Origin of the sequence: Sphingomonas cynarae (assembly GCF_039537815.1) — a bacterium.
Lineage (GTDB): Bacteria > Pseudomonadota > Alphaproteobacteria > Sphingomonadales > Sphingomonadaceae > Sphingomonas > Sphingomonas cynarae.
The window spans coordinates 326,177-344,910 of the sequence record NZ_BAABBF010000001.1 but is presented as its reverse complement, the minus strand read 5'-3'; the positions used below and the strand labels follow the sequence as shown (position 1 = coordinate 344,910).

General features: G+C 68.4%; 22 protein-coding genes. 12 read left to right on the top strand and 10 right to left on the bottom strand.

What is annotated here, in order from left to right:
• Position 1: 1 nt before the first annotated feature.
• Both ABD719_RS01645 and ABD719_RS01640 read right to left on the bottom strand, forming a co-directional pair.
• Positions 2-2,308 carry a TonB-dependent receptor gene (locus ABD719_RS01645; protein WP_344691638.1) on the bottom strand — a complete coding sequence of 769 codons (2,307 nt, stop codon included), beginning with the start codon at positions 2,306-2,308 and terminating at the stop codon, positions 2-4.
• A 144-nt stretch (positions 2,309-2,452) separates the two neighbouring features.
• Positions 2,453-3,109: a hypothetical protein gene (locus ABD719_RS01640; RefSeq protein WP_344691637.1), complete on the bottom strand. Its 657-nt coding sequence runs from the start codon at positions 3,107-3,109 to the stop codon at positions 2,453-2,455.
• Between the two features lie 144 nt (positions 3,110-3,253).
• Here ABD719_RS01640 and ABD719_RS01635 point away from each other — a divergent pair, with 144 nt between their 5' ends.
• Both ABD719_RS01635 and ABD719_RS01630 read left to right on the top strand, forming a co-directional pair.
• Positions 3,254-3,925, top strand: a complete 672-nt coding sequence (locus ABD719_RS01635) for a response regulator (protein ID WP_344691636.1) — start codon at positions 3,254-3,256, stop codon at positions 3,923-3,925.
• Entirely contained in the window at positions 3,922-5,274 is a 1,353-nt protein-coding gene (locus ABD719_RS01630; RefSeq protein ID WP_344691634.1) for a sensor histidine kinase, read from the top strand. The genes ABD719_RS01635 and ABD719_RS01630 overlap by 4 nt, the downstream gene beginning before the upstream one ends.
• A gap of 11 nt (positions 5,275-5,285) precedes the next feature.
• Here ABD719_RS01630 and ABD719_RS01625 read toward each other — a convergent pair whose 3' ends face one another.
• Positions 5,286-5,519 carry a hypothetical protein gene (locus tag ABD719_RS01625; protein ID WP_344691632.1) on the bottom strand — a complete coding sequence of 78 codons (234 nt, stop codon included), beginning with the start codon at positions 5,517-5,519 and terminating at the stop codon, positions 5,286-5,288.
• Positions 5,520-5,653: 134 nt separating this feature from the next.
• On the opposite strand from ABD719_RS01625, the gene ABD719_RS01620 reads away from it, so the two are divergent.
• Complete coding sequence (locus ABD719_RS01620) at positions 5,654-7,471, top strand: ABCB family ABC transporter ATP-binding protein/permease (protein WP_344691630.1); 1,818 nt, start codon at positions 5,654-5,656, stop codon at positions 7,469-7,471.
• A gap of 3 nt (positions 7,472-7,474) precedes the next feature.
• Here ABD719_RS01620 and ABD719_RS01615 read toward each other — a convergent pair whose 3' ends face one another.
• Complete coding sequence (locus ABD719_RS01615) at positions 7,475-8,386, bottom strand: hypothetical protein (protein WP_344691628.1); 912 nt, start codon at positions 8,384-8,386, stop codon at positions 7,475-7,477.
• Between the two features lie 52 nt (positions 8,387-8,438).
• A complete protein-coding gene (locus ABD719_RS01610; protein WP_344691626.1) occupies positions 8,439-9,350 on the bottom strand; it encodes a hypothetical protein in 912 nt (303 codons plus the stop codon).
• Positions 9,351-9,466: 116 nt separating this feature from the next.
• Between ABD719_RS01610 and recQ the strand changes: the two genes are divergently transcribed.
• Genes recQ through ABD719_RS01590 form a run of 4 tightly spaced genes read left to right on the top strand, consistent with a single transcriptional unit; the run spans position 9,467 to position 12,570 of the window.
• Positions 9,467-11,239, top strand: coding sequence for a DNA helicase RecQ (gene recQ, locus ABD719_RS01605; RefSeq protein WP_344691624.1), 1,773 nt, complete (start codon positions 9,467-9,469; stop codon positions 11,237-11,239).
• Between the two features lie 34 nt (positions 11,240-11,273).
• Positions 11,274-11,714: a protein tyrosine phosphatase family protein gene (locus ABD719_RS01600; RefSeq protein WP_192125619.1), complete on the top strand. Its 441-nt coding sequence runs from the start codon at positions 11,274-11,276 to the stop codon at positions 11,712-11,714.
• Positions 11,715-11,716: 2 nt separating this feature from the next.
• Complete coding sequence (locus ABD719_RS01595) at positions 11,717-12,226, top strand: hypothetical protein (protein WP_344691621.1); 510 nt, start codon at positions 11,717-11,719, stop codon at positions 12,224-12,226.
• Complete coding sequence (locus tag ABD719_RS01590; protein ID WP_344691620.1) at positions 12,223-12,570, top strand: hypothetical protein; 348 nt, start codon at positions 12,223-12,225, stop codon at positions 12,568-12,570. The genes ABD719_RS01595 and ABD719_RS01590 overlap by 4 nt, the downstream gene beginning before the upstream one ends.
• 61 nt (positions 12,571-12,631) lie before the next feature.
• On the opposite strand, the gene ABD719_RS01585 is transcribed toward ABD719_RS01590, so the two are convergent.
• The gene (locus tag ABD719_RS01585; RefSeq protein ID WP_344691618.1) at positions 12,632-14,227 is read right to left on the bottom strand and encodes a cisplatin damage response ATP-dependent DNA ligase; all 1,596 of its coding nucleotides are present in this window, start codon (positions 14,225-14,227) and stop codon (positions 12,632-12,634) included.
• A gap of 199 nt (positions 14,228-14,426) precedes the next feature.
• On the opposite strand from ABD719_RS01585, the gene ABD719_RS01580 reads away from it, so the two are divergent.
• Positions 14,427-15,155, top strand: a complete 729-nt coding sequence (locus tag ABD719_RS01580; protein WP_344691943.1) for a metallophosphoesterase — start codon at positions 14,427-14,429, stop codon at positions 15,153-15,155.
• Here ABD719_RS01580 and ABD719_RS01575 read toward each other — a convergent pair.
• From ABD719_RS01575 to ABD719_RS01565, 3 genes are all read right to left on the bottom strand, one after another.
• Positions 15,136-15,321: a DUF1328 family protein gene (locus ABD719_RS01575; protein ID WP_344691616.1), complete on the bottom strand. Its 186-nt coding sequence runs from the start codon at positions 15,319-15,321 to the stop codon at positions 15,136-15,138. The genes ABD719_RS01580 and ABD719_RS01575 overlap by 20 nt on opposite strands.
• 25 nt (positions 15,322-15,346) lie before the next feature.
• Positions 15,347-15,844: a Dps family protein gene (locus tag ABD719_RS01570; protein WP_344691614.1), complete on the bottom strand. Its 498-nt coding sequence runs from the start codon at positions 15,842-15,844 to the stop codon at positions 15,347-15,349.
• A 61-nt stretch (positions 15,845-15,905) separates the two neighbouring features.
• A complete protein-coding gene (locus ABD719_RS01565; protein ID WP_192125613.1) occupies positions 15,906-16,226 on the bottom strand; it encodes a hypothetical protein in 321 nt (106 codons plus the stop codon).
• A gap of 210 nt (positions 16,227-16,436) precedes the next feature.
• On the opposite strand from ABD719_RS01565, the gene rpmG reads away from it, so the two are divergent.
• Positions 16,437-16,604, top strand: coding sequence for a 50S ribosomal protein L33 (gene rpmG / locus ABD719_RS01560; RefSeq protein WP_017977469.1), 168 nt, complete (start codon positions 16,437-16,439; stop codon positions 16,602-16,604).
• A gap of 289 nt (positions 16,605-16,893) precedes the next feature.
• Here the strand turns inward: rpmG and ABD719_RS01555 are convergent, their stop codons facing one another.
• The gene (locus tag ABD719_RS01555) at positions 16,894-17,256 is read right to left on the bottom strand and encodes a response regulator (RefSeq protein WP_192125612.1); all 363 of its coding nucleotides are present in this window, start codon (positions 17,254-17,256) and stop codon (positions 16,894-16,896) included.
• 37 nt (positions 17,257-17,293) lie between these two features.
• On the opposite strand from ABD719_RS01555, the gene ABD719_RS01550 reads away from it, so the two are divergent.
• The 3 genes from ABD719_RS01550 to ABD719_RS01540 are packed head-to-tail and all read left to right on the top strand — an operon-like array spanning position 17,294 to position 18,711.
• Entirely contained in the window at positions 17,294-17,566 is a 273-nt protein-coding gene (locus tag ABD719_RS01550) for a DUF3572 domain-containing protein (RefSeq protein ID WP_192125611.1), read from the top strand.
• Complete coding sequence (locus tag ABD719_RS01545; protein ID WP_344691608.1) at positions 17,563-18,195, top strand: HAD family hydrolase; 633 nt, start codon at positions 17,563-17,565, stop codon at positions 18,193-18,195. The genes ABD719_RS01550 and ABD719_RS01545 overlap by 4 nt, the downstream gene beginning before the upstream one ends.
• 39 nt (positions 18,196-18,234) lie before the next feature.
• Positions 18,235-18,711, top strand: a complete 477-nt coding sequence (locus tag ABD719_RS01540) for a RidA family protein (protein ID WP_344691606.1) — start codon at positions 18,235-18,237, stop codon at positions 18,709-18,711.
• Positions 18,712-18,734 lie beyond the last annotated feature (23 nt).

Below are 18,734 nucleotides of genomic sequence, written 5' to 3'. Positions count from 1 at the left end.
ATCAATAAGTGAAGCGGATCATCCCGCCGATGATCCGTGGTTCGTTGATCATGCCGGTCAGGTTGTTGAAGTCGATCGCGCTGATGCTGCGGATCTGGTTCAGCAGGTTGCGCCCGAACACGCTCAGTTCCAGGTTATCGGCGGTCTTGTAGCCGATTTTCAGGCCCAGTTCGGTCGACGCGCGACCGCGGAACTCCGCCGCCTCGTACAGGAAATAATTGATCTTTCCGCGATAGGCAACGTCGCCATAGGCGAAGATCTGGTCCCCGTTCGCCAGCGGGATCGCATAGCGCGCGGTGGCGTTCGCGATCCAGCGCGGCGCCTGTGGCAGGTCGTTGCCGTCGATCACGGCGAGGCCGGCGGCGTTCAGCGGATCGCGCACCGTGCACAGCCCCGATCCGCATGGGGCCACCGCGATGTCGCCGTCGCGGATTTCGGTGAAATTGTACGATCCGCTGGCGGTGAAGGTCAGGTTCGGCATCGGCCGCGCCTCGATCTCCGCCTCGACGCCGTAGCCGATCGCCTTGTCGGCGTTCAGCAGCCGCGCCGAATTGGTCGCGCCGCCCACCGCGGTCAGTTGCAGGTCCTTGGTCCGGTTCCAGTACCCGGTCAGGTCGAAGCGGAACACGCGGGACAACTGCGCCTTGATGCCGCCCTCGCCCGAGATCGTCGTCTGCTTAGCGGCGGTGGTCGGCAGGCTGCCGAACGTCACCCGGTCCTGGATCGCCGGCCCCAGATACCCGGTCGCGAACCGGCCATAGACGTTGACCGCGTCGGTCAGCGCATAAGTGGCACTGGCATCCCACGACACGTTGTCGCCCGTCACCCGCGTGGTGATCGGCAGCGTCAGTCCGGGGGTCAGGCCGGGGGAGAAGCCCTCGACCAGATCGCGCCGCTTGTCGTGCGAATAACGCACGCCGCCACGCACCGTCAGATCGTCGACCGGTTTGTACTCGGCCGAGGCGAAGATGCCGTAATTCTCGTTGCGGTTGCGGTGGCGGATATCCTGCGTCGAGACGGTAGAGCCCGAGAAGGCATATTCGTCGTAGTTCAGCCGCTGCCGGAAATAATAGCCGCCCGCCTGCAACCGCACCCCACCCAGATCGTCGGTGGCGAAGCGCACCTCCTGGCTGAATTCGCGTGGCTTGGTGCGCCCGCCGGTGTTGGACGGGAACAGGCCGACGTTCAGCTGGCCGATCGTGCCGCCGCTGAACGGATAGCGATCACCGCCGTCGATATCGCCGACGCTGTTGACCGTCGCCCGTTCATAGGCGGTGATCGAATAGAGCGTGCCCAGCCCCGCCAGGTGATAGTCGAGGTGCAGGTTCGCGCCCCATTGGGTCAGCGACTGGTCGGTGATGCCGTCGAGCGCCGCCACGTCCTTGTCGAAGCCGAGGGTGAAGCGATTGTTGCCGCGCTGGAACAGGCCGGCGCGGAAAATGCGCGGGCTGCCCTCCAGCTCGCGGCCATGGACATTGGCCAGCGCGTTGAAATCGCCGCCGCTGTAGGCGATCTGAACGCGCCCGGCATAATCCAGATATCCCTCCAGCCCGGGGCTGGCGAGTGGGCTGGTGCCGGAACTGGCGCTGGTGTTGCGCACCCAGTCGTCGCGGCGCTGGAGCAGCGTCGACACGCGGTAGCTGAAGCCGCCGCCGATCGGGCCGCCGGACGCCGCCTCCGCATTGACGGTGTTGTAGGTGGCGACGCTGAGGCTGGCATAGGCCGACGGCGTCTCGGACGGCCGGACCGAATCAAGCTTCACGACACCGGCCGGCGTGTTGCGCCCGAACAACGTCCCTTGTGGCCCGCGCAGCACCTGCACGCTTTGCAGGTCGAACACGGGGAAGGATTTCAGCATCGGGCTTTCCAGCGCGACATCGTCATAGACGACCGACACCGGCTGCGCGGCATTGGGATCGAAATCGGTATTGCCGAGACCGCGGATATAGAACCGCGGAAAGGTCCGCCCGAACGAACTTTCGACCTGCAGGCTGGGCACCCGTGCCGCGAGGAAACGCACGTCGAGGCCGCTGGAATTGAGCACGTCGAGCTTTTCGCCCGCGATCACCGCGACCGCGACGGGCACGTCCTTGGCGGATTCCTCGCGGCGCGATGCGGTGACGACGATCTCGCTCAGCCCGTCCTCATGCGCAGGCTGGCCGGCGGGGGCGGCGGTGGCCTGTCCGTCCGCCGGTACGGCACCGATCGCCTGTGCCTCCGCACCACCGGCGGCGAGCGCCAGTGCGAGGCTGCCGAGCGCGGTGCCGGCCCAGACAAGGTTGCGGGTAATCGAACGACGACGTGACATGACGGACCCCTTGCCGGTGGCGGCATCCCCGTCCGATCGCATCCATCGCCTCTGTCCTGTCGGGCGATCACCCCTTGCCTAGCAGGACGCGGACCGGGGACAAGCCGGCACCAGCCGACCCGCCCCCGATCGCGCCGTTTCATGTCACCGCTGTGGCGTCGGCGCCGCACCGGCGGGGCGCGGCGTCGCGGTGGCGCCGGCGGCGGGGGCCGGCGGGCGCACCATGCCAGCGGCGGGCGGCGTCCCCGCACCGGCTGCCGGGGGTGGCGGTGCCACGTCATCGGCGGGCGGCGGGGGCGGCGGACCGTCCGGCGCGCCACCCGGTCCCCGATCCGGCCCATGCCCGGGGCCATGGCGCGGCCCCTTCGGTCCGGGGCCACCAGGGCCATCGCGTCCCGGCCCGCCCGGTCCGTGACGCGGCCCGACCTCGGTGACCTGTCCGGCGGGATCGACCAGATAGGCGGCGCGCAACTGGCCGTCGTCATAACGGCCCTGCACCATCACCGCGCTGCCGCGTACCAGCGTGGCCGCCACCTCGCGGTTGCCCGCCACCATCGTCCGTCCGGTCGCATCCTGCACGATCATCCGGTCGCCATAGATCTCGGCGACACGCCCCTTGACCGTCACGATCCCGCTCGACGCGGCCAGCCGGGCGATCGGGGTGGCGACGGTCGGCGCCATCGTTACCGCCGGTCGCGTCATCGACACCGCGCCGGCGCCACCCGCCGCGCCTGCCGCCAGCAGGGCCGCCGCCGCCAGTCCCATCCGCGCCCGCGGAGTCCACCATGTCATCCTGCTCATCATCTGCTCCTCATGCTCGATGCCCCCTTCTACCGCCTCGCCCCCGATGCCCCCTGAACCGCGCCGTTCAGTCTCGGTTTAGGCCGTGCGGTCAGGAGCATCGGGGATGGTTCCCCACCCGCAATCGATGCTAGCCCGGCCGTCATGCGTATCCTGCTAGTCGAGGACGATGCCGATCTCGGCCCCGCGATCGCCCGCGCCCTGCGCGCCGAACATTTCGCGGTCGATCTCGCCACCGACGGCATCGACGGCGCGCACCTGGGCGAGACGGAGGCGTTCGACGCCGCCGTCCTTGACCTTGGCCTGCCGGGGAAGGACGGCATCACCGTGCTGGCCGAATGGCGTCGCGCCGGCCGCACGATGCCGGTGCTGATCCTGACCGCGCGCGAGGCGTGGTCGGACAAGGTCGCCGGGTTCAAGGCGGGGGCGGACGATTATCTGGTGAAGCCGTTCCGCGTCGAGGAACTGGTGATGCGGCTCCGCGCCCTCGTCCGCCGCGCCGCCGGCCATGCCGCCGCGCGCATCGCCTGCGGTGCGATCGGCTTCGACACCCAGACCGGGCAGTTCGAGCTGGACGGCCTGCCGCTGAAGCTGACCGCGTTCGAATGGCGTGTCCTGTCCGCGCTGATGCTGCGCAAGGAGACCGTGGTCGAACGGCTCGACCTGCTGGAACGGGTGTACGAAGGCGATGCCGATGTCGATTCGAACAGCCTGGAGGTGATCGTCGGCCGGCTGCGCAAGAAGATCGGGGCCGCGGCGATCGAAACGGTGCGCGGGCGCGGCTATCGCCTGACCGCGGACGGGAAAGCGCCATGAGGTGGTGGCCGCGCTCGATCGGGGGGCGGCTGGCGGCGCTGTCCGCGCTGGCGACCGTCGTCGCGCTGGTCGTGGCGGGCTGGGCGATCGCAGGGGTGCTGGAACGCTTCGTGACGCGTGGCATCGACCAGCGGCTGGACGCGCAGATCGCGCTGCTCGCCAGCACCGTCGGCGCGGACGGACGGGTCGACGCGCGATTACTGCGCTCGCATCGCGGGCTGCTGACGATGGGCCGCGACTGGCGATGGCTGATCCACACCCCGCGCGAGGCGCTGGGCGATGCCGGGCTGGCGACGATGACGGTGCGCACCATGCCCCGTCATCACGGTCGCGACCACCGGTCGGGTCCGGAAGGCGGACCGCCGATGCCGGTGGACCCGGCGGAGGTACCGGTCCCCCTCGACGGTATCGGTGCGGACGGCGTGGTGCTCCATGCCCGCCGCCATGTGCTGGCGACCACCAGCGGAACGGTGACCATCACCGTCGCTGCCCCGCAGGCGGTGATCGCGCAGCCGATCCGGGAAGCAGTGACGCCGTTGCTGCTGGCGCTGGCCATCCTTGGCGGACTGATGGCGGCGGTGACGTGGGTGCAATTGCGGATCGGCCTGCGTCCGCTCCGATCGTTGCGCGACGCGGTGGCGGCGTTGCGGGCGGGGCGGATCGACCGGATCGACGAGGATCAGCCTACCGAACTCCGGCCACTCGCCATCGAACTCAACGCATTGGCCGCCGATACGCAGGCCGCGCTCGCCACCGCGCGCTTGTCCGCCGCCAATCTTGCCCATGCGCTCAAGACCCCGGTGGCGACACTGGCGCTGGCAGTGGGCGACGATCCCGTCCGCCGCCGTCAGGTCGACCGGATCGACGCCACCATCCGCCACCATCTCGGCCGTGCCCGTGCCGGGGGCGGTCGTCCCCCAGCGACCCCGCTCGCCCCCGCGCTGACCGATCTGGCGCAGGTCGTAACAAGGCTGCATGCCGATCGTGGCATCGCCGTCATCCATGACATCGGTCCCGACCTGACCGTCCGGCTTGATCCGCACGATCTGGACGAGGTTGCCGGCAACCTGATCGACAACGCCGCCCGCCATGCCCGCCACCACGTGCGCGTGACCGCCGATCGCGATGCCCGGATGGTGACGTTGCGGGTGATCGACGATGGCCCCGGCATCCCCGACGCAGACCGGACCCGTGCCATGGAACCCGGTATACGCCTCGATGAACGGGGAGACGGCCACGGCTTCGGGTTGAGCATCGTACGCGATATCACGACGCTGCATGGCGGAACGATGATACTGGAAGCGACACCGGGGGGCGGGCTAACCGCGATCGTGACGCTGCCGGCCTGACCGGCGACCGATTATCCGCGGTTGCGTGGTTTACCGACGGCCTGCGCCATCTCAACCCCGTTGCGCCGGCAATCCGCGCCGATCACGGGAAACGGCACGTCGGTATTCGCCGCCAGCTGCGTCGGCAGCGCGGCACGGCACTGTGCCATCGTGGTATAATGGGTCGGCACGATCCGCGCGTCGGTGCATTGGCCGTTGCCATCGCCGCATCCCAGAATCGCCATCACGAAGAACATCGGTTCCATGTGCTTCTCCAGTCGCCGGATAGAACGGATAGCGTCGTCCGGATGTTCCGCCCGTGCGATGGAGCGGCTTGACCGGCAACGATGATGCTGTCGGGTGTTGCGCCCACGCCCCGCACCCCCGACATGGGATGCAGATGCCTCCCGTCACCGGTCCCGCCACCCTCGATCAGCCGCTGATCCCCACGCTCCGCCGCTTCCTGCCCTATTTGTGGCCGAAGGATCAGCCGGGGGCACGGCTGCGCATCGCCGCGGCGATGATGCTCGTACTGTGCTCCAAGCTCGTGCAGGTGTTCGGCGCGGCCTATACGCTGAAATACGCGGTCGACCGGATGGCGGGCGGGGATCGAGGTGTCGCCACGCTCGTCGTGCTACTGGTCGTCGCCTATGCTGCGTCGCGATTTGGGACGACGTTGTTCGACAATCTGCGCAACGCGGTGTTCGAACGGGTCGGGCAGGACGCCACCCGCCGTCTGGCCGCCGACGTGTTCCGCCATCTGCACGGCCTGTCGCTGCGCTTCCATCTGGAACGCCGCACCGGCGCGGTGACCAAGGTGGTGGAGCGCGGCACCAAGAGCATCGATACGATGCTGTATTTCCTGCTGTTCAACATCGCCCCGACGCTGCTGGAACTGGTGCTGGTGCTTGGCATCTTCTGGCACAGCTTCGGCGTGTGGCTGGTCGCGGCGACCGTCGCGATGGTCGCGGTCTACATCTGGTTCACCCGGATGGTCACCGACTGGCGCAACGCGCTGCGCGTGAAGATGAACGATCTCGACACCGGCGCGGTGGCGCACGCGGTCGATTCGCTGCTCAATTTCGAGACGGTCAAGTATTTCGGGGCGGAGGAGCGCGAGGCGCGCCGCTATGAAACCGCGGTCGATGCCTATGCCCGCGCTGCCACCAAGTCCGAGAACTCGCTGGCGTGGCTCAATGTCGGGCAGGCGGCGATCACCAACACGATGCTGGGTGGCGGCATGGCCTATGTCGCCTGGGGGTGGAGCCGGGGCAGCTTTTCGGCGGGCGACGTGGTGTTCGTGTCGACGCTGCTGGCGCAGTTGTTCCGCCCGCTCGATCTGCTCGGCATGGTCTATCGCACCATCCGGCAGGGCGCGATCGACATGGGCAGCATGTTCGCGCTGGTCGATACGCCAGCCGAGATCGTCGACGCGCCCGGGGCGCCCGCGCTGGCGGTGGCGCGCGGGCATGTCCGCTTCGAAGGCGTGTCGTTCGGCTATGATGCCGGTCGGCCGATCCTGCACGGGCTCGACCTCGACGTGCCGGCTGGCACCACGCTGGCGGTGGTCGGATCATCGGGCGCGGGCAAGTCGACGCTCGCGCGGCTGCTCTACCGTTTTTACGACGTGGATGGCGGCCGGATCACCATCGACGGGCAGGATATCGCCGCCGTCACCCAAGCCTCGTTGCGCGCCACGATCGGCATCGTGCCGCAGGACACCGTGCTGTTCAACGACACGATCGGTTACAACATCGCCTATGGCCGCGAGGGATCGGGCGAGGACGAGGTGCGCCGCGCCGCCGCCGGGGCCGCGATTGCCGGCTTCATCGAACGCCAGCCCGACGGCTACGACACCCGCGTCGGCGAACGCGGCCTGAAACTGTCGGGTGGCGAGAAACAGCGGGTGGCGATCGCGCGTACCCTGCTCAAAAACCCGCCGATCCTGATCCTGGACGAGGCGACCAGTGCGCTCGACAGCAGGACCGAGGCGGATATCCTCGCCACGCTGGAACAGGTGGAGCGCGGCCGCACCACCATCGTCATCGCGCACCGCCTGTCCACCGTGGTCCACGCCGACCAGATCGTGGTGCTGGATGGCGGCCAGGTGGCGGAACGCGGCAGCCATGCCGAGCTGCTGCGTCGTGGCGGCCTATATGCGGCGATGTGGGCCCGGCAGGCCAGCGAGCGGGACGAGGCGCTGGCTGCGGCGGAATAACCGCTACTTCACCAGACAGCTCAGTTCGATCGTCCGCGCCCGCTTGTCGAACACCAGAGTCGAGCAGGGCCGCAACACGTCCGCCCCCAGCGACAGCCGGTCGCGTTCGGGATCATAGCGCTTGTCGCGCGCGACGACGACGATCTCGTCCGGATCGGGGGGTGGCGTACCCGCTTCCGGCACCGCTGCGCTGCTGCCGACATCCTTGGTGCGTACGCCGATCATGGTCAGGGCCAGCGGCCCGACCGCCACGGCGCGTGCCAGCCGCATCGGTCGCACCGGCCGTTCGATCCCGAAGGCGATCTCGGTGGTGAACGGGCCGCCCACGAACTGCCCGCCATAGGCCTCCGCCAACCGCCGCCCGGCATTGGCGGTGGCCAGCGTGTGGGGATGGTGCGGATCGAAGCGCACCCGCATTGGCTCGCCCCCCACCTCGATCATCGCGAACAGGCTCCCCCAGTTGCCCAGCGGTCCGTCCTGCCCGATCATCGGCAACGTCACCGTCCGTTCACCGGGGCGGGGATGGCGGAAGACGAAGCGCACGCGCTGTTCCGCCAGCCCGCCCGGCCCGACCACGCCGTCCAGCCCCGCGGCATAAGGGCGCGGGAACCAGGCGACGGTCGATCGCCGCGCGCCCTGCACCGTCGCCTGCCCGGTATCGCCCCGCACGATCTCCGGCCCGACCGCATAGAGCAGCGTCACATCCCCCGCCCGCAGCTTGGCGCGGCGCGCGGCCTCGGCAGACAGGAACGGCATGTTGAACGCCGCCGGATCGATCCGCCACCGCATCGGCTGGCGGTTGATCCGCACCTCGACCTCGCCAAGCCCGGGCACCATCCGTTCGGTGACGGGCCGGTCCGCCGCGATGGCGGTCGCGCCCAGCATCGTACCCAGCATCATGGCCGCCCTGCGCATCGCCCTCTCCCGTCTGTTGCCGCCATCCTATCCGGATCGACGGCCAGGGCAATCAGGCGCAGGTCAGGCGGATCACCCGGGCGGGCTTGTCGAACACGATCGACGAACAGCGCCCAAGATAGTCCGCGCCGAGCGTCATCGATCCGGGCGCACGCTTGCCCTTGGCGACGACGACGATCTCGTCGGGATCGGCCTCGGCGGCCTCGCCGGTGGTCGGCAGCCCGTTCACGCTGCCGATGTCCGCAGTCCGCACCGCCACCCTGGGCAGCGCGAGCGGGCCGATCGCCAGCGGCTGGGCCAGCGCCATGCCACGTACCGGCCGCATCAGGCCGAAGGCGATTTCTGCCGTGCCCGTCCCGTCTTCCAGCCGCCCGCCCAACGCTTCTGCCATCTGCGCCGCCGCCCCGGCGGTCGCCACCGATTTCACGAGATAGGGCGCGAAGCGGACACGCAGCGGCAGGCCGCCGACATCGACCTGCCCCGCCATTGGCGACCAGCTGCCGAACAATCCACCCGCCGGCGCGACGGGGATCGCCACCGTCCGTTCGCCCGCCATGGCCGGACGCAGCACGAAACGGACGACCGGTTCGTCGAGGCCGCCCGGCCCCATCGCCCCTTCCACCCCGGCAGCGAAAGCGCGGGGCGCCCATATTACCCGGTGCTTGTGCACCTTGCCGCCATCCAGCACGACCGCCGCGACCTCGGTCCGGGCTGGCACCTTCTCCCGCCCGACATGATAGATGACGCCGAAGCCCATCAGGCCGCCGCCCTTCAGCCCCACCTGCTCGGCATAGCCCGGTGCCAGCACCGGCCGCCCCGGCGCACCCGGATCGATCCGCAGGCGGCCCGCCACTCCCTGCACCGTCATCGGGATCGTCGTGTCGATCCGCACGATCCGTTCGCCGGGTGGGGTCGCCGCGGGCGTCAGCACCACCACCGCGCCGATCATGATTCCCGCCCGCATATCCTGTCCCCCACACGCCGAAGCGGCAGCCTGAGCGGCAATCATGTCAGCACGGAGGCGAAACGATCCCTCGAGCCGGCTCGACCGCGCACGCGCATGTCCCTACAGACACGTCGATGGTCGCAGACCCCCTTCCCGTTCTCCAGCGCGTCTTCGGTTTCAACGGCTTTCGCGGCGTGCAGGCGGATGTCGTCGCGCGCGTGCTTGACCGGAAACGCACGCTGGCGGTGATGCCGACCGGCGCGGGCAAGTCGCTCTGCTATCAGCTGCCGTCGGTGATGATGGAGGGGACGTGCGTCGTCGTCAGCCCGCTAATCGCGCTGATGCACGACCAGTTGCGCGCGGCCGAGGCGGTCGGCATCCGCGCCGCCACCCTGACCTCGGTCGACCAGAACCGGGGCGAGACGCTGGCCCGGTTCCGCGCGGGCGAGCTCGATCTACTCTACATTGCCCCCGAACGCGCCTCGACCGGGCATTTTCGCGAGTTGCTGAGCGAATCGAAACTCAGCCTGTTCGCGATCGACGAGGCGCATTGCGTCAGCGAATGGGGCCATGATTTCCGCCCCGATTACCGCCTGCTCGAACCGCTGATGGATGCGTTTCCGGACGTACCCCGCCTCGCACTGACCGCGACCGCCGACGCGCATACCCGCGCCGATATCGTCAAGCAGCTGGGCATCCCGACCGAGGGCATGATCGTGTCGGGGTTCGACCGGCCCAACATCCGCTATTCGATCAGCCCGAAGGCGAACACGTCGAAACAGATCGCCGACCTGATCGCCGCCACCCCCGGCCCCGGCATCGTCTATGCCCAGACCCGCGCCGCGACCGAGAAACTGGCGGAAACGCTGGCGAAGACCGGGCGCCCGACCCGCGCCTATCACGCCGGGCTGGAAGCGCACATTCGCGCGAAGAACCAGGCGGATTTCGTCGCGTCGGAGGACATGGTGATCTGCGCCACGGTGGCGTTCGGGATGGGGATCGACAAACCCGACGTGCGCTTCGTCGCCCATGCCGGCCTGCCGAAATCGATCGAGGCCTATTATCAGGAAACCGGCCGTGCCGGGCGCGACGGCGACCCGTCGGTCGCGCACCTGTTCTGGGGGGCGGAGGATTTCGCCCGTGCCCGCCAGCGGATCGGCGAGGTGGAGCCGGAACGCCAGCCGGGCGAGCGGCAGCGGCTGGCCGCGCTCGGCGCGCTGGTCGAGACGGGGGGATGCCGGCGGCGCATCCTGCTCCAGCATTTCGGCGAAACCCTGGCCGAGGACTGCGGCAATTGCGACAATTGCCTGGGCAGCCCCGACGCGGTCGATGCCACCGAGACGGCGCGCAAGTTCCTGTCGGCGGTGTTCCGCACCGGGCAGTTGTTCGGCGCCACCTATATCGAGCAGGTGCTGCTGGGCCAGTCGACCGACCGCAGCGTCGATCGCGGGCATGAAGGGCTGTCGGTCTGGGGCATCGTCGACGGCGAAGAGACCGCACTGATCAAGCCGGTGGCGCGCGCGCTGCTGCTGCGCGACGCGCTGCGCACCAACGCGCATGGCGGGCTGGAATTCGGCCCCGCGGCGAAACCGCTGCTGAAGGGCGAGGCGCGACTGTCGATCGTGATCCCGCCCAAACGCGAACGCCGCCGTCGCGGCGAGACGCCGGTCACCGCCAACCCCGCCGACAATCCCCTGTTCGAGGCGCTGCGCGCGCGTCGGCGCGAACTGGCGCAGGCGGCGGGCGTCCCGCCCTATGTGATCTTCCACGATTCGGTATTGCGCGACATGGCGGCGCAGCGGCCGGACAGCCGGGCCAAGCTGTCGATCCTGTCGGGAATAGGGGCACGCAAGCTGGATGCGTATGGCGACGCGTTTCTCGACGTGATTCGCGACCATGAGGGCTGACGGCGCGACAAAGCTCGCCTAAGGTCGCGTTATCATGATCCGCCCCCTCAACGACCGCGTCGCCGTGGCGCCCCAGATCGCCCCCGCCGACGTGCCCGCGATCGCCGCCGCCGGCTTTGTCGCGATCGTCAACAACCGTCCCGATGGCGAGGAACCGGGCCAGCCGACCGGTGACGAGATCCGCGCCAGCGCGGAGGCCGCCGGGCTCGCCTATCACGCCATCCCCGTGACGCAGGCGGGGTTCAGCCATCCCCAGCTGGAGGCGATGGCCGCCGCGCTGGCGGCGGCGGACGGGCCGGTGCTGGCCTATTGCCGGTCGGGCACGCGCTCGTGCAACCTGTGGGCGCTGGCGGCGGCGCGGGTGGGGCGCGATCCAACGCTGCTCGTCGCACAGGCGGCGGGCGCGGGCTACGACCTGTCGGGCATCCGGCCGATGCTGGATACGCTGGCGGCGGGCAAGGCCGGAGGAGCATGACCATGACGGCGTCGCTGGCGGTTGCCGGCGTCGCGGTGCCGGCAGTAGTGGTTTATGCCACCATCGGCGTGGTCGTGCTGGGGCTGGCGATGTCGCTCGGCTGGCTGTGGCGACGTGGTCGCCATGGCCATCGCATCGGTACACCCGAGGATGCCGCCGAAGCGGTGGAGGCCGCGCTGACCGGCGTCCGGGTCGCAGGCGCGGTAGTGGGCGCGGACGGTACCGGTGCGCTTGCCGTCACCGACGATGGCCGGGTCGCGGCGGTGAAGCGGCTGGGCGCCCGGCTGATCGCGCGGGAGATCGGGTGGCGCAGCGTGCGGTCCACCGCGACCGGCATCCTGATCGAGACCGACGACCCCCGCCTAGGTACGATCGCACTGGCCGGGGTCAACGTGCTCGACATCCGCCGGCTTGCGCCGCAACTGGGGTCGCGCTTCCGTGCTGCGTGCGCGACGGCGTCTCCCTCGCTCGCCGGCCCCTCTTTCTCCAATTCGAAAGCGATCGCGCATTGATCGACAATTCCGTTGCGGGGGCGGCGGACGCCCCCGCCTTCTATGCGCGGTTCATCCTGTGGCTGGGCGATGGCACCGGCCTGTCGGATACCGTGCTGCACATCCATGCCGGGATGGCGGTGCTGATGCTGGCCCGGATCGTCACCCGCCGCTCGCTCGGTAGCCTCATACCCCTGTCGGTGGTCGTGGTGGCGGAACTGTTCAACGAGGTGATGGACCGGCTCCATTACGGATCGTGGCGCTGGTCCGATACATTGGGGGATATCGCCAACACGCTGTTCTGGCCGCTGGCCATCTGCCTGGCGATCCGCCTGCGCCCGATGATCGAGCGGCGCTGGCGCTAAAGCGCGATGACATCGACAGGACCCACCCTGTCGTTGCGAGCGTAGCGACGGCAGGGGGATTTCATGTCACCAGCTTTTGCAGGGTCGCCAGCCGGTCCGCCTCCGCGGCGGGCTTGTCGAGCCTGATCCGCGCGATGCGGGGAAAGCGCATCGCCACCCCCGACTTATGCCGGGTGGAGGCATGGACCGAATCGAACGCGATCTCCAGCACCAGCGTCTTCTCCACCTCGCGCACCGGGCCAAAGCGGTTGAGGGTATGGTTGCGGACGAACCTGTCGAGCATCTTCAGTTCTTCATCCGTGATGCCCGAATAGGCCTTGCCGACCGGGGCCAGCTCACCCTCCTCCGTCCAGCAGCCAAAGGTGTAGTCGCTGTAATAGGAGGATCGCCGGCCGTTGCCGCGCTGCGCGTACATCATCACGCAATCCGCGGTCAGCGGATCGCGCTTCCACTTGTACCACAGCCCGACGCGGCGGCCGCCGACATAGGGCGAATCGCGCCGTTTCAGCATCACCCCCTCGATCGCGGCATCGCGCGCGCCGGCGCGGATCGCTTCCAGCTCGGTGAAATCGGCGGCGGCGATGACCTGGCTCAGGTCGAACCGGTCGGGGTCGAGACGCGGCACGAACGCCTCCAGCCGGGCACGACGCTCGGTCCAGGGCAGCGCGCGGACATCCTCTGTCCCGTCGACCAATATGTCGTAGAGGCGGACGAAGGCGGGATATTCGGCCAGCATCTTCGCCGATACCGTCTTGCGCCCCAGCCGCTGTTGCAGCGCGTTGAAGCTGGCCGCGCCGCCGCCGTCCTCCAGCGTGCCGCCCTGCGCCTCGCCCCGCACCAGCAATTCGCCGTCGACCGCGCCCGCCTCGGCAAAGGCGGCGGCGACATCGGGGAAGCTGCCGGTCACGTCGTCGCCGGTCCGGCTGTAGAGGCGGGTCTGCCCGGCGACATGGACGATCTGGACGCGGATGCCGTCCCATTTCCATTCCGCCGCGTAGTCGGCCAGATCGACGCGCGCATCCTCCAGCCCGTGCGCCAGCATGAAGGGGCGGAACACCGGCACGTCCTCGGCGGTCGGTTCGTCGCCCTGCCCCTCGATCCAGGCAAACAGCGGCGCATAGGGCGGCTTCAGCGCGTGCCAGAGTTCCTCGATCCGGTCGAGATCGAGCTCGAACGCATCGGCCAGCGCGGTCTTGGCCAGCCGCGCGGACACACCGATGCGCAGGCCCCCGGTCGCCATCTTGAGCAGGGCGAAACGTTCCTCCGCATCCAGCCGGTCGAGCATCCGTGCCAGTTCGGCCGGCGCGTCGGCCCGCGACAGGTGCCGCAGCCGGTCGACCGCCCCTGCCACCGTCAGCGGCTCTGCGGCCTCGGGCGGGACGACGGGCGCCGGCCACAGCAGCGCCACCGTCTCCGCGGTATCGCCGACATAGTCGCGGCTCATCCGGAACAGCACCGGATCGACCCGCTCCTCGATCAGTGCGCGAATCAACGCCGGCTTGACGCCGGGCAGGTCGAGATCGCCGGTCAGCGCCGCCATCGCCCAGCCGCGATCGGGATCGGGCGTTTCCCGCAGATAACCGGCGATCAGCTTGAGCTTCGCCAGTCGGCTGCGCGTGTAGATCAACGAATCGAGAAGCGCGGCGAAAGCGTGCATCCGGTGCCAACGCGCATGATGGGGATTGCGCTCCACCCGGACGTGCCGGGCATTGGCATCGTGCGCTACACCCCGCTATCCGGTGATAATGCGCAGGTTGCTGGCGGCGGGGGCCGCGCTCTTATCGATCACGATGATCCTGGCCGCCGCGATGCTATGGCAGGCACGATCAGCGCCGCGGATACGGGAAACGACGGTGATGCTGCCCGATTGGCCCGCCGGTGCCCACCCGGTCACCGTGGCTCTGCTGAGCGACCTGCATGTCGGCAGCCTGAGCATGGACGAGGCGCGGCTGACACGGATCGTCGCGCAGGTGAACGCGCTGCACCCCGATCTGGTGGTGCTGGCCGGTGACTTCATCGCCGGGCACATGCCGGTCGACGCCGATGCCGCACCGCAGCTTGCGCCGCTCGCCGGCCTGATCGCTCCGCTCGGAACCGTCGCGGTACTGGGCAATCACGATTACTGGACCGATCCGGCACGCGTTGCCGCGACGTTGCACCGTGCCGGCGTCACGTTGCTCACCAATGAGGCGGTGAAGCGCGGGCCACTGGTGATCGGGGGGATAGACGACGAGCCGACCGGGCATGACAGAATGGACGATACCGTGGCGGCGATGCGCGGGTTGTCTGGCGCGAAGCTGCTGCTTGGCCATTCGCCGGACAGCACTTCAACCATGCCTGCTGATATCGCATTGATGCTGGCGGGGCATACACATTGCGGCCAGATCGTGCTGCCCTTTGCCGGTGCCATCCACACCGCCTCGCGCTATGGTCGGCGCTATGCTTGCGGCGTGGTCCGCGAAGGGCCACGTACCGTCGTCATCGGTGCCGGGCTGGGTACCAGCGTCCTGCCGTTCCGCTTCGGCGCACCACCCGATCTGTGGCTGGTGCGCCTGCGGCGGCCGGTCAGTCTATCGCGTTCTTGACCTTCTTGCCCGCGATCAACCCCAGCACGAGGAAGATCACGAACAGCGCCAGCGCGATGAAGAACAGGATTTTGGCGATGCCGACAAAGGCACCCCCGATCCCGCCGAAGCCGAGCGCACCGAGCACCAGCCCGGCGACGAGGAAGATGATGGCCAGTTTCAGCATGTCGTAACTCCTTCAGCCGCGTGGTTCAGCCCTTGCGGCTCGCCTCGAACAGGAACCACGCCCGTTCCTCCGCCTGGTCGATCCAATCGTCCGCCAGTGACGAGGTAGCGGTGTCGCCCGCCGACTCCGCCCGTTCGCGCGCATCGCGAAGCGCCTCGACCAGCTTCAGATTGTCGTCACGCAGTTCGGCCAGCATCTCGGTAGGGCCGACGAAATCGCGATCGTTGTCGGCGATCTGCTGGCGACGGGCGATATCGCCGATCGAGCGCAGCGTGGTGTTGCCGGTCTTGCGGACGCGCTCGGCGATGGCGTCGGTGACGCCCAGCACCTGCGTCGCCTGATCGTCGAGCATCAGGTGATAGTCGCGGAAGTGCGGACCGGAAACGTGCCAGTGGAAGTTCTTGGTCTTCAGGTAGATCGCATAGCAGTCCGCCAGCGCGATGTTCAGCGCATCGGCGACGGTGCGGGTGTCGTTGCTGTTCAGGTCGCTCGGGGTATCGAGTGCGGGATTGATGTCAGCCATGCAAAGCTCCGGATCGGGTTCGGTTGCGCAACGATCCGCCCGGCAAATGGCTCCCGCGCTTCTACCCCGCCAGTCGCACCGAACAGGCGGCGGCGAACGTCTCGCACGCGGCGACATCCTGTCGCTCGCTGCCGATCGCGTCGGCGAGCAGCGACAGCCAGCCATGCACCAACGGCCCACTCTCGCCCCGCGACAATGCCGAATCGAGGAAGTGCGCCACGGTGACGGCGGGGTTCAGGCCATTGCGGTGCGCGATCACCCGGATCGCATCGACATCCGGTGCCAGTTCACAGGAGCGCGCATAAGGCGCCCGCACGTCGATCGCCGCCAGTCGCGAGGCCAGTTCGGCTCGTACCGCATCCAGTTCGCCCATCTGTGCCATCTCGTCCTCGTCCGTTCGTCGTTGCGATGGCGTGGATGCTGCACCCTTTAGGTTAAAGGGCCGTGAACCGACCGGCACGATCGGTCCGCACGAGTGACGTGCACGGTTGACTGCACGGTTGACTCAGGCGCGCGATTGCATCATTGGCGGCGACTGATCGAGCGGGGGCCTTGCGGCTGGCCGCTCTCTTCTTTTTCAGGATTAGGGCTCATGGCCAAGCCGACCACCGTCAAGATCAAGCTCGTCAGCACCGCCGACACCGGCTTCTTCTACGTCACCAAGAAGAACCCGCGCACCAAGACGGAAAAGCTGAGCTTCAGCAAGTACGATCCCGTCGTGCGCAAGCATGTCGAGTTCAAGGAAGCCAAGATCAAGTAAGCCGCGCTGGCGGTCCGCCGCCACGCTGGATTACCGATACGAAAGCCGCGGGCGACCCCCGCGGCTTTTATCGTTACATGTTACCGTCGGCTGGACCCGTTCGTTTCGGGGGCGATCGAGCGCGCATATTCATTGACACCGCAATGGCGCTCGGTCCCGAGCGCGATGACGTGGCAGCCGCCCTATCGTCATTGCGAGGTAGTTGAGGGGTTGATGTCGCTCCCCCTCGACGATGCCAACGGACACACGGTCAGGGCGGGTGATCCGAAGACCGCCGCCACCCCGCCCGTCACGTCAGCGCGTTCACCGCCTCCATGAAGCGCGCCAGGCTGATGGGCTTGGAGACATAGGCGTCGGCGCCCGCACCGCGGATGCGCTCCTCGTCCTCCCGCCCCGAATAGGCGGTCACCGCCATGATCGGGATCGCCTTCAACGTCGGGTCGGCCTTCAGCGCCAAGATCAGTTCGTACCCGGTGACGTGGGGCATCTGGATGTCCATCACGATCAGGTCGGGCAGGATTTCCGCTGCCCGCGCCACCGCCGTGCGACCGTCGCGCACAGGCTCCGCCACCCACTCATGCGCGCGCAAAAGATCGCAGAACAGCTTCAGGTTCAATTCGTTGTCCTCGACAACGAGTACCTTTTTCGCCACGCGGTGACCGACCCTTTCTATATCCGGATGATACGCAATGCGCGGCCCCGTTACAATCGACGCCGCTCGCGCGGTCGCCCTGCATGCACTGGGATGGACCTTGGCTGAACCGGACCGGGCAGAACGCCTGCTGGCGACGACCGGTCTTACACCCGCAGACCTGCGTGCACGAATCGAACATCCTCAAATGCTTGCTGCGGTACTTGGGTTCCTTCTGGCGCACGAACCCGATCTGATCGCCTGCGCCGCCGCCCTGGACGAGGCGCCGGAAACGCTGGTCGCCGCCCATCATCTGCTGGAAAACGCATGACCCCCCCGATCAAGCCGCTGCTCATCACCGATTGCGACGAGGTGCTGGTCCATATGGTCCGCCATTTCCGTAGCTGGCTGGACGAACACCACGCGATCGATTTCCGCATCGGCGCAGGCGATTTCGCGGCCAGCATGTCGCGTCGCGATGGCGGCCCCGTTCTCGATCAGACCGAGATGTGGGGGCTGCTCGGCGGCTTCTTTCCGGCGGAGATGGCCCGGCAGACGCTGGTGCCCCATGCCGCCGAGGCGATCGCCGAACTGGCAGCAACCGCGGACATCGTCATCCTCACCAACCTGACCGATGCCTGCCAGCAGGCCCGGATCGATCAGCTCGTCGCGTTCGGCATCGATCACCGGGTGGTTTGCAACCAGGGCGGGAAGGGCGAGCCGGTCGCGCGCCTGGTTGCCGAATATGGCAACCCCGTCACGGTGTTCGTCGACGATCTGGCGGTCCACCATGATTCGGTCGCGCGCCATGCGCCGGGTGTCCACCGGCTGCACATGATTTCCGAACCCGAACTGGCGGTGGCGACGCCTGCCGCCCCCGCCGCCCATGACCGGATCGACGACTGGCGCGAGGCACGCGGGTGGATCGTCGACCGCTTCGCCGCAGGGGTACCCGCCTAAGGCTTGACCGCATCCGCGCCGGCGGGCACCCGTGGCGGCATGACGACCCAAATCGACCGCACGCTCGCCGATCTCGGCCTGACGCTACCGCAAGCCGCAGCGCCCGTCGCCGCCTATGTCCCCGTCGTGGCAGTGGGCAATGTGCTCCATCTGTCGGGCCAGCTACCGTTCAGGGACGGCGCGCTCGTCACCGGCCGGCTCGGCGAGACCGTGTCGCTGGAAGAGGGGCAGGAGGCCGCGAAGCTGTGCGGGCTGATGATCGTCGCGCAGTTGAAGAAGCATCTCGGCGATCTGTCGCGGGTACGCCGGATCGTGAAGCTGGGCGTGTTCGTCAACTCGGCGGGCGACTTCACCGATCAGCCCAAGGTCGCCAACGGCGCGTCGGAACTGATGGTCGCGCTGTTCGGCGATGCCGGTCGCCATGCCCGCTCCGCGGTCGGCGTGCCGGTGCTGCCCCTGGGCGCGGCGGTCGAAATCGATGCGATCGTCGAGATCGGCGAACCGCTCGCCGGGTGAAGCCGGTCGTTCCCTGATAATGG

Coding starts and splice junctions, on each gene's coding strand:
- ABD719_RS01645 (WP_344691638.1), bottom strand. CDS start 2,308: ATGTCACGTCGTCGTTCGATTACCCGCAACCTTGTCTGGGCCGGCACC.
- ABD719_RS01640 (WP_344691637.1), bottom strand. CDS start 3,109: ATGAGCAGGATGACATGGTGGACTCCGCGGGCGCGGATGGGACTGGCG.
- ABD719_RS01635 (WP_344691636.1), top strand. CDS start 3,254: ATGCGTATCCTGCTAGTCGAGGACGATGCCGATCTCGGCCCCGCGATC.
- ABD719_RS01630 (WP_344691634.1), top strand. CDS start 3,922: ATGAGGTGGTGGCCGCGCTCGATCGGGGGGCGGCTGGCGGCGCTGTCC.
- ABD719_RS01625 (WP_344691632.1), bottom strand. CDS start 5,519: ATGGAACCGATGTTCTTCGTGATGGCGATTCTGGGATGCGGCGATGGC.
- ABD719_RS01620 (WP_344691630.1), top strand. CDS start 5,654: ATGCCTCCCGTCACCGGTCCCGCCACCCTCGATCAGCCGCTGATCCCC.
- ABD719_RS01615 (WP_344691628.1), bottom strand. CDS start 8,386: ATGCGCAGGGCGGCCATGATGCTGGGTACGATGCTGGGCGCGACCGCC.
- ABD719_RS01610 (WP_344691626.1), bottom strand. CDS start 9,350: ATGCGGGCGGGAATCATGATCGGCGCGGTGGTGGTGCTGACGCCCGCG.
- recQ (WP_344691624.1), top strand. CDS start 9,467: ATGGTCGCAGACCCCCTTCCCGTTCTCCAGCGCGTCTTCGGTTTCAAC.
- ABD719_RS01600 (WP_192125619.1), top strand. CDS start 11,274: ATGATCCGCCCCCTCAACGACCGCGTCGCCGTGGCGCCCCAGATCGCC.
- ABD719_RS01595 (WP_344691621.1), top strand. CDS start 11,717: ATGACGGCGTCGCTGGCGGTTGCCGGCGTCGCGGTGCCGGCAGTAGTG.
- ABD719_RS01585 (WP_344691618.1), bottom strand. CDS start 14,227: ATGCACGCTTTCGCCGCGCTTCTCGATTCGTTGATCTACACGCGCAGC.
- ABD719_RS01580 (WP_344691943.1), top strand. CDS start 14,427: ATGCTGCCCGATTGGCCCGCCGGTGCCCACCCGGTCACCGTGGCTCTG.
- ABD719_RS01575 (WP_344691616.1), bottom strand. CDS start 15,321: ATGCTGAAACTGGCCATCATCTTCCTCGTCGCCGGGCTGGTGCTCGGT.
- ABD719_RS01570 (WP_344691614.1), bottom strand. CDS start 15,844: ATGGCTGACATCAATCCCGCACTCGATACCCCGAGCGACCTGAACAGC.
- ABD719_RS01565 (WP_192125613.1), bottom strand. CDS start 16,226: ATGGCACAGATGGGCGAACTGGATGCGGTACGAGCCGAACTGGCCTCG.
- rpmG (WP_017977469.1), top strand. CDS start 16,437: ATGGCCAAGCCGACCACCGTCAAGATCAAGCTCGTCAGCACCGCCGAC.
- ABD719_RS01550 (WP_192125611.1), top strand. CDS start 17,294: ATGCGCGGCCCCGTTACAATCGACGCCGCTCGCGCGGTCGCCCTGCAT.
- ABD719_RS01545 (WP_344691608.1), top strand. CDS start 17,563: ATGACCCCCCCGATCAAGCCGCTGCTCATCACCGATTGCGACGAGGTG.
- ABD719_RS01540 (WP_344691606.1), top strand. CDS start 18,235: ATGACGACCCAAATCGACCGCACGCTCGCCGATCTCGGCCTGACGCTA.